Source organism: Bradyrhizobium tropiciagri (assembly GCF_018130545.1).
Classification (GTDB): domain Bacteria; phylum Pseudomonadota; class Alphaproteobacteria; order Rhizobiales; family Xanthobacteraceae; genus Bradyrhizobium; species Bradyrhizobium tropiciagri_A.
The window spans coordinates 699,517-712,116 of sequence record NZ_JAFCKF010000003.1; the positions used below are offsets into that span (position 1 = coordinate 699,517).

Annotated in this window: 11 protein-coding genes; 8 read left to right on the plus strand and 3 right to left on the minus strand. The window is 65.1% G+C overall.

Annotation, left to right across the window (positions count from 1 at the left end):
• Window positions 1-39: 39 nt before the first annotated feature.
• Window positions 40-714, minus strand: coding sequence for a Crp/Fnr family transcriptional regulator (locus JQ616_RS16050; RefSeq protein WP_212015777.1), 675 nt, complete (start codon window positions 712-714; stop codon window positions 40-42).
• A 393-nt stretch (window positions 715-1,107) separates the two neighbouring features.
• On the opposite strand from JQ616_RS16050, the gene JQ616_RS16055 reads away from it, so the two are divergent.
• From JQ616_RS16055 to JQ616_RS16080, 6 genes are all read left to right on the plus strand, one after another.
• Window positions 1,108-1,929 carry an ABC transporter ATP-binding protein gene (locus JQ616_RS16055; protein WP_212015778.1) on the plus strand — a complete coding sequence of 274 codons (822 nt, stop codon included), beginning with the start codon at window positions 1,108-1,110 and terminating at the stop codon, window positions 1,927-1,929.
• Window positions 1,926-3,854, plus strand: a complete 1,929-nt coding sequence (locus tag JQ616_RS16060) for a long-chain fatty acid--CoA ligase (RefSeq protein WP_212015779.1) — start codon at window positions 1,926-1,928, stop codon at window positions 3,852-3,854. Before JQ616_RS16055 ends, JQ616_RS16060 begins: the two co-directional genes overlap by 4 nt.
• A 139-nt stretch (window positions 3,855-3,993) precedes the next feature.
• On the plus strand, window positions 3,994-4,887 hold the full coding sequence (locus JQ616_RS16065) for a branched-chain amino acid ABC transporter permease (protein WP_212015780.1): 894 nt from the start codon (window positions 3,994-3,996) through the stop codon (window positions 4,885-4,887).
• Window positions 4,888-4,890: 3 nt separating this feature from the next.
• Window positions 4,891-5,964 (plus strand): branched-chain amino acid ABC transporter permease, encoded by a 1,074-nt coding sequence (locus JQ616_RS16070; protein WP_212015782.1) that lies wholly within the window; start codon window positions 4,891-4,893, stop codon window positions 5,962-5,964.
• A 51-nt stretch (window positions 5,965-6,015) separates the two neighbouring features.
• Window positions 6,016-7,299: an ABC transporter substrate-binding protein gene (locus JQ616_RS16075; RefSeq protein WP_212015783.1), complete on the plus strand. Its 1,284-nt coding sequence runs from the start codon at window positions 6,016-6,018 to the stop codon at window positions 7,297-7,299.
• A gap of 129 nt (window positions 7,300-7,428) precedes the next feature.
• The gene (locus JQ616_RS16080; protein WP_212015784.1) at window positions 7,429-8,268 is read left to right on the plus strand and encodes an ABC transporter ATP-binding protein; all 840 of its coding nucleotides are present in this window, start codon (window positions 7,429-7,431) and stop codon (window positions 8,266-8,268) included.
• Window positions 8,269-8,342: 74 nt separating this feature from the next.
• Here JQ616_RS16080 and JQ616_RS16085 read toward each other — a convergent pair whose 3' ends face one another.
• A complete protein-coding gene (locus JQ616_RS16085) occupies window positions 8,343-9,491 on the minus strand; it encodes an AGE family epimerase/isomerase (RefSeq protein ID WP_212015785.1) in 1,149 nt (382 codons plus the stop codon).
• Between the two features lie 107 nt (window positions 9,492-9,598).
• Between JQ616_RS16085 and JQ616_RS16090 the strand changes: the two genes are divergently transcribed.
• Both JQ616_RS16090 and JQ616_RS16095 read left to right on the plus strand, forming a co-directional pair.
• Complete coding sequence (locus tag JQ616_RS16090; RefSeq protein ID WP_212015786.1) at window positions 9,599-10,822, plus strand: phenylacetate--CoA ligase family protein; 1,224 nt, start codon at window positions 9,599-9,601, stop codon at window positions 10,820-10,822.
• Window positions 10,823-10,926: 104 nt separating this feature from the next.
• On the plus strand, window positions 10,927-11,454 hold the full coding sequence (locus JQ616_RS16095) for an HAD family hydrolase (protein ID WP_212015787.1): 528 nt from the start codon (window positions 10,927-10,929) through the stop codon (window positions 11,452-11,454).
• 31 nt (window positions 11,455-11,485) lie between these two features.
• Here the strand turns inward: JQ616_RS16095 and JQ616_RS16100 are convergent, their stop codons facing one another.
• Complete coding sequence (locus JQ616_RS16100) at window positions 11,486-12,583, minus strand: DegT/DnrJ/EryC1/StrS family aminotransferase (RefSeq protein WP_212015788.1); 1,098 nt, start codon at window positions 12,581-12,583, stop codon at window positions 11,486-11,488.
• Window positions 12,584-12,600: the final 17 nt, after the last annotated feature.

A 12,600-nucleotide genomic window follows, 5' to 3' on the forward strand; every position in this document is an offset into this window, starting at 1 on the left:
TAGAGCATCCGAAAATGGCGCGGCCCAGCTTGGCGCCGGTCACTCCCCGTAGTGGCGCAGCCGGTCGAGCTCGATGATCGTCACCCCGCCATATTCGAGCCGCAGCAGCCCCTCGCGCTCGAGCCGCTTGAGACACTGGTTGGCGTTCTGGCGGGAGATTCCCGACAGCGCCCCGATCTCCTCCTGGGTGATCTCCAGGTGCAAAGTGAGTTCGGGGTAGAGGATCGGATTGAACAGCGAGGCGATCGAGCGCGCCAGCCGCGCGGTTGCGTCCAGCGTGCGGCCATATTCGAGCAGCGCGATGAACTGGCCGAGCCGCTCGTTGAGCTGGCCCACCAGGAAGCGGTTGAAGCCGACGCTATTCTCGAACAGCCAGACGAAGGTCCGGCGATCCATCATGGCGAGCCGCGTATCGCGCAGCGCGACCACGTCGTAGCGCCGCGTCTCGTTCTTGAGCACGGTGCCCTCGCCGAACCATGCCCCCGCGGTGAGGCCTGCGAAGCTCGCGGCCTTGCCACCGCGCGACACGATACCCATCCGCGCCAGCCCGGTGACGATGCCGGTCCAGTATTGGAAGTTATCGCCGCGCATGAAGATGAATTCGTTGGCGCGGTAGGATTTCTCGGAAATGCCGGCGCGCGCGATTTCGATTTCTTGCTCGCTCAGCTCGCGCGACCAGGCCGCAATGCGCTTCAGGTAATCAGTAGCGATCATTCTAGCGACGGCGTCCCACCCCAAAGATCCAGACACGATATTGCACCGCAACAACGCCGTGCGCGACGTCAGGAACCCTGCCTCCTGGAATGCCAGCGAAAATTCCTGGCCAATTGTCGGGCACATGACAATTCAACCTATCGCTTTCTCGTATTCAGAGCCACCTCGCGTAACGCCGCGCGCCGCTCCTCAGTGGATCGCGGACAGGCGGACGACGCGAGAGACGGGCTTACAGGCGGGGTGCGGCGTTACCGCGCATGACGCAGGCGATCGGGCAAGCGATGCTCCCGAACGCCGGCTTCATTAGTCGGATGGTCTCCCTTCGGCGGCCCGTATAAGATCGAAGTGAAAGATAAAGAGCGCGCCAAAGCGCCTGTATCTGGAGGGAACAGGGTGGCCAATAGTCTGGAGGTGCGCGGAGTCTCATTGCGCTTTGGCGGCGTCCGCGCGCTGACCGAAGTGAGCTTCGGCGTCAACGAGGGCGAGCTGTTCTCGATCATCGGCCCGAACGGCGCCGGCAAGACCTCGATCGTCAACTGCATCTCCGGCCGCTACCGGCCGACCGAAGGCCAGCTGTTCTATCGCGGCCAGGACATCACCGGCCTCACCCCGAACGCGCGGCCCCGCCTCGGCATCGGCCGGACCTTCCAGAATCTGGCGCTGTTCCACCATATGAGCGTGCTCGACAACATCATGGTCGGCCGCCATCACCTGCTGAAGAACAACTTCATCACGGGATCGCTGTACTGGCTGACCGGCGCGCGCCGCGAGGAGCTGGAGCACCGCCGCAAGGTCGAGGAGATCATCGACTTCCTCGACCTGCAATCGGTGCGCAAGGCGACCGCCGGCACCCTGCCCTACGGCCTGCGCAAGCGCGTCGAGCTCGCCCGCGCGATGGCGCTCGAGCCGCAGCTGATCCTGCTCGACGAACCGATGGCCGGCATGAACTTCGAAGAGAAGGAAGACATGGCGCGCTACATCGTCGATCTCAACGAAGAGTTCGGCATGACCGTCATGATGATCGAGCACGACATGGGTGTCGTGATGGACATCTCCCACCGCGTCATGGTGCTCGATTTCGGCCGCAAGATCGCCGAGGGCGATCCGGCCACCGTGCTCGCAGATCCCCACGTCAAGCGCGCCTATCTCGGCGAAGAGGACGAGACGCTGGTCGACCCCGACGACAAGCCGGCGGTGCGGGAGAGCGCGGCATGATGGACTATGCCGGTCGCGCCGCGCAGGCCGACACCTTTCCCAAGATGCTGCGCCTCAACGCCAGGGAGCACGGAGGCGAGATCGCGCTGCGCGAGAAGGATTTCGGGCTGTGGCGCGAATTCACCTGGAACGACTACCAGAGCCGCACCCGTGATTTCGCGCTCGGCATGGTCGAGCTCGGGCTCGGCCGCGGCGACGTGATCGGCATCATCGGCGACAACCGGCCGGACTGGGTCGCCGCCGAAATTGCGGCCCACGCGATCGGCGCGATGAGCCTCGGCCTCTACCGCGATGTGCTGGACGAGGAAGCCGCCTATCTCCTGACCTATGGCGAGGCCAAGCTGGTGTTCGCGGAGGACGAGGAGCAGGTCGACAAGCTGCTCGGCCTTGCCGACCGGGTACCCAATCTCAGGCACATCGTCTATTCCGACCCGCGCGGCATGCGTAAGTACGACGATCCGCGGCTGATGGAGGCGAGCAAGCTCGTTGCGCTCGGCCGCGATCGCGCCGCGCGCGAAGCTGGGCTGTACGACCGGCTGGTCGACGCCACCAACGGCGACGACGTCGCGATCCTCTGCACGACCTCGGGCACGACGGCCAACCCGAAGCTCGCGATGCTTTCGGCCGGGCGCGTTCTGCGGCACTGCGCGACCTATCTCGCCTTCGATCCGAAGGGCCCGGACGACGAATACGTCTCGGTGCTGCCGCTGCCCTGGATCATGGAACAGATCTATGCGCTGGGCAAAGCGCTGCTCTCCCGGATGAAGGTCAACTTCGTCGAAGAGCCGGACACCATGATGCACGACTTCCGCGAGATCGCGCCGACCTTCGTGCTGTTCGCGCCGCGGGTCTGGGAATCGATCGCGGCCGACGTCCGCGCCGGGGTGATGGATGCCTCGCCGTTCAAGCAGCGGCTCTATGAGCTCGGCATGAAGACCGGGCTTGCGGCGCTTGCCGAGGGCAAACGCTCTGTCGTCGCCGACCAGCTGCTGTTTCGCGCACTGCGCGACCGGCTCGGCTTCACCCGGCTGCGCTCGGCGGCGACCGGCGGCGCGGCGCTCGGGCCGGATACCTTCAAGTTCTTCCAGGCGATGGGCGTGCCGCTGCGCACACTCTACGGCCAGACCGAGCTGCTCGGCGCCTACACGCTGCATCCCGAAGGCAAGGTCGATCCCGACACGACCGGCGTGCCGATGGCCGACAACATCGAGATCCGCATCGACAATGCCGATGTCAACGGCGTCGGCGAGATCGTGGTGCGGCACCCCAACATGTTCCACGGCTATTACAAGAACCCGGAAGCCTCGGTCGCCGATATCAAGGACGGCTGGATGCATTCAGGCGACGCCGGCTACTACAACGACAACCGCCAGCTCGTCGTGATCGACCGTATCAAGGATCTCGCCGAAACCTCGCGCGGCGAACGCTTCTCGCCGCAATTTATCGAGAACAAGCTGAAGTTCTCGCCCTATGTCGCCGAGGCGGTGGTGCTCGGCGCCGGCCGCGACGCGCTCGCCGCGATGATCTGCATCCGTTACTCGATCATCTCGAAATGGGCGGAGAAGAACCGGCTCTCGTTCACGACCTACACCGACCTGTCCTCGCGGCCCGAGGTCTACGCGTTGCTGAAAAAGGAAGTCGAGACGGTCAACGCCACCTTGCCGCCGGCCCAGCGCATCTCGCGCTTCCTGCTGCTTTACAAGGAGCTCGATGCCGACGACGGCGAGCTGACCCGCACCCGAAAGGTCCGCCGCAGCGTCATCAACGAGAAATACGCCGATATCATCGACGCGATCTACCGCGGCAAGGCCAAGATCCCCGTCGACACCGTGATCCGCTTCCAGGACGGCACCACGCAGCGCGTCCGCACCACGCTCGAGGTGGTCGATCTCGGCCGCGCCGCGATCGCGGAGGCCGCGGAATGACGGGGTCAATCACCACTTGTTCAGTCGTCATGCGCGGGCTTGACCCGCGCATCCATCGGCTTCGCAAAGAAGGCCATCCTTTTCGATGGATCGCCGGGTCAAGCCCGGCGATGACGAGTTGCAAACCTGGTCACACTCCATGAACACCCAGTTCCCGATCCAGCTGATCGTCAACGGCCTCGTGGTCGGCACGCTCTATGGCGTGGTCGCGATGTCGTTCGTGCTGATCTACAAGGCGACGCAGGTCGTGAATTTCGCACAAGGAGAGCTGCTGCTGGTCGGCGCCTGGGTGTGCTGGGCGCTGCTGACGAAATACCAGCTGCCGTTCTGGATCGGCATGCCGATCACGCTTGTGTTCATGTTCATCTTCGGCATCGCGATCCAGGTCGTGATCCTGCGGCCGATGATCGGCGAGCCGATCATCTCCGTGATCATGGTGACGATCGGCCTGTCGACCGTGTTCCAGGCCGCGCTGAAATGGATCTTCGGCGTCAACCCGCAGCCGTTCCCGCGCGTATTCCAGAGCCAATCGGTCAGCCTGTTCGGGCTGCAGATCCAGACCGTCTACGTCATGAGCCTCGTGGTCTCGCTCGCCATGATGGTCGGCATGGCCTGGTTCTTCCGCGCCTCCAAATATGGCCTGGCGATGCGCGCCACCGCCTTCAACCAGCAGGTCGCGCAGTCGCTCGGCATCTCCGTGAAGAGCGTATTCGCGATGGCCTGGGCGATCTCGGCCACGGTCTCGGCGGTCGCCGGCGTCGTGGTCGCGGTCGTCAACGGCGTGTCGTCCGGCCTCTCCGCCTACGGCATCAAGGTGTTTCCGGCGGCGATCCTCGGCGGCCTCGACTCGGTCGGGGGCGCCGTGCTCGGCGGCATCATCATCGGGCTATTGGAAAACGTCGCCCAATATGTCGACAGTGAGTATCTGCACTGGGGCAATCTCTACGAGATCGCGCCGTTCTACGTCCTGATCATCATATTGATGATCAAGCCGTACGGTCTGTTCGGCACCAAGGACATTGAGCGGGTCTGATCAATGGCAACGAGCACACTCATCCCCTCCGGCGATTTCCGCACCAGCTACGCGGCCGACACCACGATCTTCCCGACCGCGACCAGCCGCAATTTTGCGATTCTCGGCATCGTGCTCGCCTGTTTCGCACCGATGCTGCTGTCCAACTACCTGCTCTCGATCGCGATCCAGATCGGCATCTTCGCGATCGCAGCGCTGGGCCTCAACGTCCTGGTCGGCTTCACCGGCCAGATCTCGATCGGCCACGCCGCGTTCTTCCTGTTCGGCGCCTTCACTTCGGCCTACATCTCCAACAATGCGCCGATCCCGGTGTTCTTCGCGATCCCCCTCGCCGGCGTGATCACCGCGCTGGTCGGCCTGGTGTTCGGCGTGCCGGCGGCGCGGCTGAAAGGGCTCTATCTCGTCATCGCGACGCTCGCCGCGCAGTACATCCTGCTCGATTTCTTCTCGCGCGCCGAATGGTTCTCGGGCGGCTCGGTGCCGGCCAGCGCCAACCCGTTCTCGATCTTCGGCTACACGCTGCACGGCGACCGGCAGTACTTCTACGTCGTGCTCGCCTACATGGTGATCTGCTACCTGCTCGTCACCAATCTGATGCGCACCCGCGACGGCCGCGCGCTGGTCGCGATCCGCGACCACTATCTCTCCGCCGAGATCATGGGCATCAACCTCACCAAGTACCGGACGCTGTCGTTTGGACTTGCCGCTTTTTTTGCCGGCATCGCCGGTGCGCTCTATGCGCACTACCAGCTCGTGGTCTCGCAGGAAGGCTTCGGCATCGAGCGCTCGGTGCTGTTCCTCGCCATGGTCATCATCGGCGGCACCGGCTCGGTGATGGGCACGCTGATGGGCACGGCCTTCGTGGTGCTGCTGCCGGAATCGATGGAATGGCTCAGCGCCTGGCTGAAGGGCGGCGCCATCGACAAGGCGCTGCAGCTCAACAACAACATCACCTTCCTGCGCGAGATCGCGATCGGCCTGATCATCATCGGCTTTTTGATGTTCGAGCCTGATGGTCTTGCGCACCGCTGGCGGCAGATCAAGGCCTACTGGAAGCTTTATCCGTTCTCGCACTGACGCATCGAGCAACTCAAATTCGGTTCAACGAATAAGCAGGAGGAAACAAAAATGACGATTAGATCCCTTTTGAGCTCGGTCTCCCTCGCGCTGCTGATCGGCAGCGCCGCCGGCACCGCGCAGGCACAGATTGCCATCGGCCATCTGCAGGACCTTTCGGGCGGCACCTCCGACGTCGGTACGCCATATGGCCAGGGCGTCGCCGATACGTTTGCCTGGGTCAACAAGAACGGTGGCGTCGGCGGCAAGCAGCTCAGTGTCGACAGCAACGACTATGGCTACCAGGTGCCGCGCGCGATCGCGCTGTACAAGAAGTGGTCGGCGTCCGACGGCAAGGTTGCGGCGATCATGGGCTGGGGCACGGCGGACACCGAGGCGCTGACCGGCTTCCTCGCGCAGGACAAGATCCCCGACATGTCGGGCTCCTATGCCGCCGCGCTGACCGATCCCGAAGGCACCAGCGGCAAGGCCAAGCCCGCGCCGTACAATTTCTTCTACGGCCCGAGCTATTCGGACGCGCTGCGCGCCGAACTGACCTGGGCGGCCGAGGATTGGAAAGCCAAGGGCAAGCCGGGCAAGCCGAAATTCGTCCACATGGGCGCCAACCATCCCTATCCGAACGCACCGAAGGCCGCCGGCGAAGCGCTCGCGACCGAGCTCGGCTTCGAGGTGCTGCCGCCGCTGGTGTTCGCACTGTCGCCCGGCGACTACTCGGCGCAGTGTCTGAGCCTGAAGAGCTCCGGCGCCAACTACGCCTATCTCGGCAACACCGCGGCCTCCAACATCTCGGTCATGAAGGCCTGCAAGACCGCTGGCGTCGACGTCCAGTTCCTCAGCAACGTCTGGGGCATGGATGAGAACGCCGCCAAGACTGCAGGCGATGCCGCCGACGGCGTGATCTTCCCGCTGCGCACCGCGGTCGGCTGGGGCGGCAACGCACCCGGCATGAAGACGGTGATGGAGATCTCGAAGATGTCCGATCCGTCCGGCAAGGTTTATCGCCCGGTGCACTACATCGCCGCGGTGTGCAGCGCGCTCTACATGAAGGAAGCGCTGGATTGGGCCGCCAAGAACGGCGGCGCCACCGGCGAGAACGTCGCCAAGGGCTTCTACCAGAAGAAGGACTGGGTGCCGGCCGGCATGGAGGGCGTCTGCAATCCCTCGACCTGGACCGAGAAGGATCATCGCCCGACGACCAAGGTCGACCTCTATCGCGCCAAGGTTTCCGGCGCGACCGACGGCGACATCAACGACCTGATGGGCAAGGGCACGATCAAGCTCGAGAAGGTGAAGACCGTCGAACTGCCGCGCAAGCCGGAATGGTTTGGCTGGTGAGGTCGTAACCGACCCCGCACACGAATCGTCATGCGCGGGCTCGACCCGCGCATCCATCAAGACAAGCGTCTTCCGATCGATGGATTGCCGGGTCAAGCCCGGCAATCCATCGAGGGGTGAACCAGAGCCATGAACGAAACCCTCGAAGCCACCCGCCCCGCGCCGACGGCCGTGCCGCCGCCGCCGCTGCTCAGCGTCAACAACATCGAGGTCGTCTATGACGACGTCATCCTGGTGCTGCGCGGCCTCAGCCTCGAGGTGCCGAAGGGCGCGATCGTGGCGTTGCTCGGCGCCAACGGCGCCGGCAAGTCGACCACGCTGAAAGCGATCTCCGGCCTGCTCAAGACCGAGGACGGCGAAGTCACCCGCGGCGAGATCCTGTTCGAGGGCCAGCGCATCAACGGCATCGATCCTGACAAGATCGTCCGCCGCGGCATCTTCCAGGTCATGGAAGGCCGCCGCATCGTCGCCGACATGACGTCGCTGGAGAATTTGCGGCTTGGCGCCTTCACCCGCCGCGACGGTGAGGTCTCTGCCGATATCGACATGGTGTTCAAATATTTCCCGCGCCTGAAGGAGCGCACCGGCCTCGCCGGCTATCTCTCCGGCGGCGAGCAGCAGATGCTCGCGATCGGCCGCGCGCTGATGGCGCGCCCGAAGATGATCCTGATGGACGAGCCGTCGATGGGGTTGTCGCCGCTGCTGGTCAAGGAAGTGTTCGCGATCATCAAGGAGATCAACCGCGATCTCGGCGTCACGATCCTGCTGGTCGAGCAGAACGCGCGCGCCGCGCTGTCGGTCGCGAGCCATGGCTACATCATGGAACAGGGCAAGGTGGTGCTCGACGGCTCCGCCGACGAGCTGCGCGACAACGAGGACGTCAAGGAGTTCTACCTCGGCGGCGCCGGCGACCAGCGCAAGAGCTTCAAGAACCTGAAGAGCTTCAAGCGGCGCAAGCGCTGGCTGTGAGGCCGTTGCGCGTTGTCGCGCGGAGTTGAGGACCAGTTCGCGTGCAGAAAGCGCTTCCAGCCATGAAGACGGTTCTAGCTGAGCACCTGCTCGGCTTCGGTGACCGCGCAGAGCACGTGGTAGAACGACGACGCCGGGATCGTGGCGACCAGCGAATTGCCGTCGCGGTCGAACTGGTCGTACCAGCCGCCGGCCACCGGATGGCTCAGATAATGCCGTTCCAGCAGCACGAGCGCCGCGCGCGCCTCGTCCGCAGCGCCGGCTTCGCCCGACTCGGCTTGCGCGATCCAGGCCTTCGCCAACTCGCTCTGCGGCCACAGCCGTCTGGTGAGGCGGCGGATGTTGCCCTCGGCGTCGCCCTCGTCGATCAGGCAACCGGAGCCGTCGCGATAGCGCAGCGCCGACGCCAGCAGTTCGCCACGATGGCGCCCGGTGGGGCAGCCGGTGATCCGCTCAAATCCCTTCAGCAGCCAGACCCACTCCGCGAGGTGCCCGGGCTCGACGCTGACCGGCGGGATCTTCGACCAGTCCTCCTCGAAATATTCGCCGAGCGTGCGCGTCTGCTTGTCGTAGAGATTGGCCAGGAACAGCGCGAAGAAATCGCCCGCGCGGTTCTGGAACGACAGATCGTGCGTCGCGTCGAAGCAGGCGATCATCGCCTCGAACAGGTGCATCTGCGGGTTCTGCCGGCGCGGCATCGACGGCGGCAGGCCTTCATGGAAGCCGCCGTGGGGCGAGCGCAACTGGGCGTCGAGGAACGCCAGCAGCGCATCGATCTCGGCACGGACCTGGGCGTCCTGGTCGAGGCCGTAGACGGTCGCCAGCGCGAGCAGGATGAAGGCATGACCATAGGTGTCGCGCAGCGGGTCGTGCACACCGCCTTCCGCCGTCAGGCTGTAGGCGAAGCCCGGCCGGCCGTCCGGCGCCTTGGCCTTCGCCAGCAGGTAGTCCAGCCCCTTCAGTGCGATCGCGCGCCCGTCCGGGTACCAGCCCATCTGCGCCGCCTTGGCGTAGCAATAGATCTGGCGGGCCTGCACCATGGTCCGGCGCGGCGCGGTGTGATCGGCTGTCCCATCCTGATGCAACCGGTCGACAAAGCCGCCGGCCTTGCCGTCCCAGCCCGTGGTCGACCACAGCGGCAGCGCCTGCTCGATGATGCGGCGCTTCAACCTCGCGACGACATCGGCGGGCCCGTCCGCCACAACGCTCTCTGCCTCAGTCATCGTGCTTCCTGGAACCGTCCCAATGTCAGCGGTCACCGTCTGATAGCACGGGCGGACCGGCACGCAACCTGCGCACATCCTGCCAAGGACCTGCCAAAGGACCTGACATGACCGACCATTACGACGCCCTTGAAACGCGCGATCCGGCCGCGCGCGAGGCCGCGCTGTTCGCCCGCCTGCCAGACGTGCTGCGCAAGGCGATGGCGGCGCCTGCCTACGCAAATCTGCTGAGGGGCATCGATCCCGCCTCCATCACCAGCCGGGAGGCGCTGGCGGGGCTGCCGGTACTGCGCAAATCGGAACTGCCGGCCCTGCACAAGGCGGCGCCGCCATTCGGCGGCTTCGTGGCCGAGAAGCCCGGCTCGTTCGCCCGGCTGTTCACCTCGCCCGGACCGATCTTCGAGCCCGAAGGCCGTCAGGCCGACCCCTGGCGCGGCGCGCGGGCGCTGTTTGCGGCGGGCTTCCGCGAGGGCGACGTGGTGCTGAACACCTTCAGCTATCACCTCACGCCCGGCGGCTTCATCTTCGACGCCTCGGCGCGGGCGCTCGGCTGCGCGGTGATCCCGGCGGGCCCGGGCAATACCGAGCAGCAATTCGAGCTGATCGAGGCCTATCGCCCGGTCGGCTACAGCGGCACACCGGATTTCCTGAAGATCCTGCTCGACGCCGCGGCCACCGGTGGCCGCGACGTGTCCTCGATCAAGCGTGCGCTGGTCTCGGGCGCCGCGTTTCCGAAATCACTGCAGGAGGAGATGAAGGCGCGCGGCGTCGAGGCCTATCAGGCGTTCGGCACGGCCGACCTCGGCCTGATCGCATTCGAGACGCCGGCGCGCGAGGGAATGACGGTCAATGAGGATTTGATCCTGGAGATCGTCAAGCCAGGCACCGGTGATCCCGTCGCACCGGGTGATGTCGGCGAAATCGTCGTGACCTCGCTCGATCCGCATCATCCCTGGATTCGTTTGGCGCTCGGCGACCTGACCGCTGCCCTGCCCGGTGCGAGCCCGTGCGGCCGCACCAACATGCGGATCCAGGGCTGGATGGGCCGCGCCGACCAGACCACCAAGGTGAAGGGCATGTTCGTGCGCCCCGAGCAGGTCGCGGAGATCGGCAAGCGCCATCCCGAACTCGGACGGCTGCGCCTCGTGGTCACGCGCGCCGGCGAGGCCGACGCGATGACGCTGCGGGCCGAATGCGCTTCAGCGCCGGATGCCCTGCTGAACGAAGTTGCGGCAACGCTGCGCGCCGTGACAAAACTTGGCGGAGCCGTCGAGCTGGTCGGCACCGGCTCACTGCCGAACGACGGCAAGGTGATTGCGGACGAGCGATAACCGTCGAAACCACCCCGGAACGTGGCCAGTTCACATTTGTCGCGCGCGGCAATGTGAACTATGAGCTGGCTCATGCCGCGTGAAGACGAACGGATCATCAGCTCATGAGCAGCGCTTCAGGAGATCAGCCGAGACGACCGGCGGTTTTCTTCGACCGGGATGGCGTCCTGAATCACGACATCGGCTATCTGTTCGAGAGCCACAGGCTGATCTGGATCGACGGCGCGCGCGAGGCGGTGAAGGCCGTCAACGACCTGGGCTACTACGCCTTTGTCGTGACCAACCAGTCCGGCGTTGCGAGAGGCCTCTATGAGGAGGCGCACATCCAGCAGCTTCACGACTGGATGGCGGCCGAGCTCGGCAAGATCGGCGCGCATATCGACGCCTTCGAATATTGCCCGTTCCATCCGGAAGGAACCGTGGAGCGGTATCGGCAGGTCAGCCCTCGCCGCAAGCCCGCGCCAGGCATGATCAACGACCTGCTGGCACGCTTTCCGGTCGACGTCGAACGAAGCTTCCTGGTCGGCGACCAGCCGACCGATCTCGAGGCCGCGCGCGCGGCGGGGCTGAAAGGTCACCTGTTCTCAGGCCCCAACCTGGAACTGTTCCTGAAGCCACTGCTGCGAAGCTGAGCCCGCGCTCGGCGCGGGGCTGCGATCGCGATCAGAACTTCCGAACCAGCTCGATCACCTCGTCCTGCTGCTCGCGCGTGATCTCGGCGAACATCGGCAGCGAGAGAATCCGGCCCTGATCGCGATGGGCGTTCGGGAATTGCTCCGGCCGGTGGCCGAACCGGGCATAGGCCGGCAGGAACGGCAACGCGGTGGGATAGTTGATCGCGGTCTGCACGCCATTGGCGTTGAGGTGGGCGGCGAGCGCGTCACGGCGCGGATGCCTGATCGTGTAGAGGTGATAGACGTGGCTGCGCGCCGGCGCGACCTCAGGCACCACGACATCCTCGATCTGGTTGAGGCCGGCATCATAGACCTCGGCGGCGGCCTGCCGGGCCTCGGTCCAGCTGGCGAGATGCGGCAGCTTGGCCGAGAGGATCGCGGCCTGCATGCCGTCGAGCCGGCTGTTGATGCCCTCGATATGGTGCTGGTGCTTCACCAGCCCGCCATGGCGCGCCAGCATCGCCATCTGCTCGGCGAGCGCTGCATCGTTGGTGACGACCGCGCCGGCATCGCCCATCGCACCGAGATTCTTGCCGGGATAGAATGAATAGGTCGCGGCTTCGCCGAACGTGCCGACCATGCGGCCCTTGTAGCGCGCGAGATGGGCCTGGGCGCAATCCTCGATCACCCACAGCTTGTGCTTCTGCGCGATCGCCATGATCGCGTCCATGTCCGCGGGCTGGCCGTACAGATGCACCGGGATGATGCCGACCGTGCGTGGCGTGATCGCGGCCTCGATCGCGGCCGGATCGATCGTGAACTTCGCGTCATCGGTGTCGCAGAACACGACCGTGGCACCGGAATGGGTGATCATCGCCGCGGTCGAGATCCAGGAATGCGCCGTCGTAATCACCTCGTCGCCCGGCTTCACCTTCAGCGCCCGCATTGCGAGGTAAAGCGCGTCGGTGCCGTTGGCGCAGGAGACGCAATGCGCGACTTCCGCAGCCGCGGCGAATTCGCGCTCGAAGGCGTCGACATAGCTGCCGCGGATGAAGGCGTTGTCGCGGATCACGCCGGCGATTGCCGCATCGATCTCAGCCTTGATGGACTGGTATTGCAGTTGCAGGTCGGCATACGGCACAGCCATCGATATTCCCCTGTTGC

What these genes read in the sequence shown, in the direction of transcription:
- JQ616_RS16065 (WP_212015780.1), top strand. Translation starts at nt 3,994, where the DNA reads ATGAACACCCAGTTCCCGATCCAGCTGATCGTCAACGGCCTCGTGGTC.
- JQ616_RS16050 (WP_212015777.1), bottom strand. Translation starts at nt 714, where the DNA reads ATGATCGCTACTGATTACCTGAAGCGCATTGCGGCCTGGTCGCGCGAG.
- JQ616_RS16060 (WP_212015779.1), top strand. Translation starts at nt 1,926, where the DNA reads ATGATGGACTATGCCGGTCGCGCCGCGCAGGCCGACACCTTTCCCAAG.
- JQ616_RS16075 (WP_212015783.1), top strand. Translation starts at nt 6,016, where the DNA reads ATGACGATTAGATCCCTTTTGAGCTCGGTCTCCCTCGCGCTGCTGATC.
- JQ616_RS16090 (WP_212015786.1), top strand. Translation starts at nt 9,599, where the DNA reads ATGACCGACCATTACGACGCCCTTGAAACGCGCGATCCGGCCGCGCGC.
- JQ616_RS16070 (WP_212015782.1), top strand. Translation starts at nt 4,891, where the DNA reads ATGGCAACGAGCACACTCATCCCCTCCGGCGATTTCCGCACCAGCTAC.
- JQ616_RS16100 (WP_212015788.1), bottom strand. Translation starts at nt 12,583, where the DNA reads ATGGCTGTGCCGTATGCCGACCTGCAACTGCAATACCAGTCCATCAAG.
- JQ616_RS16080 (WP_212015784.1), top strand. Translation starts at nt 7,429, where the DNA reads ATGAACGAAACCCTCGAAGCCACCCGCCCCGCGCCGACGGCCGTGCCG.
- JQ616_RS16095 (WP_212015787.1), top strand. Translation starts at nt 10,927, where the DNA reads ATGAGCAGCGCTTCAGGAGATCAGCCGAGACGACCGGCGGTTTTCTTC.
- JQ616_RS16085 (WP_212015785.1), bottom strand. Translation starts at nt 9,491, where the DNA reads ATGACTGAGGCAGAGAGCGTTGTGGCGGACGGGCCCGCCGATGTCGTC.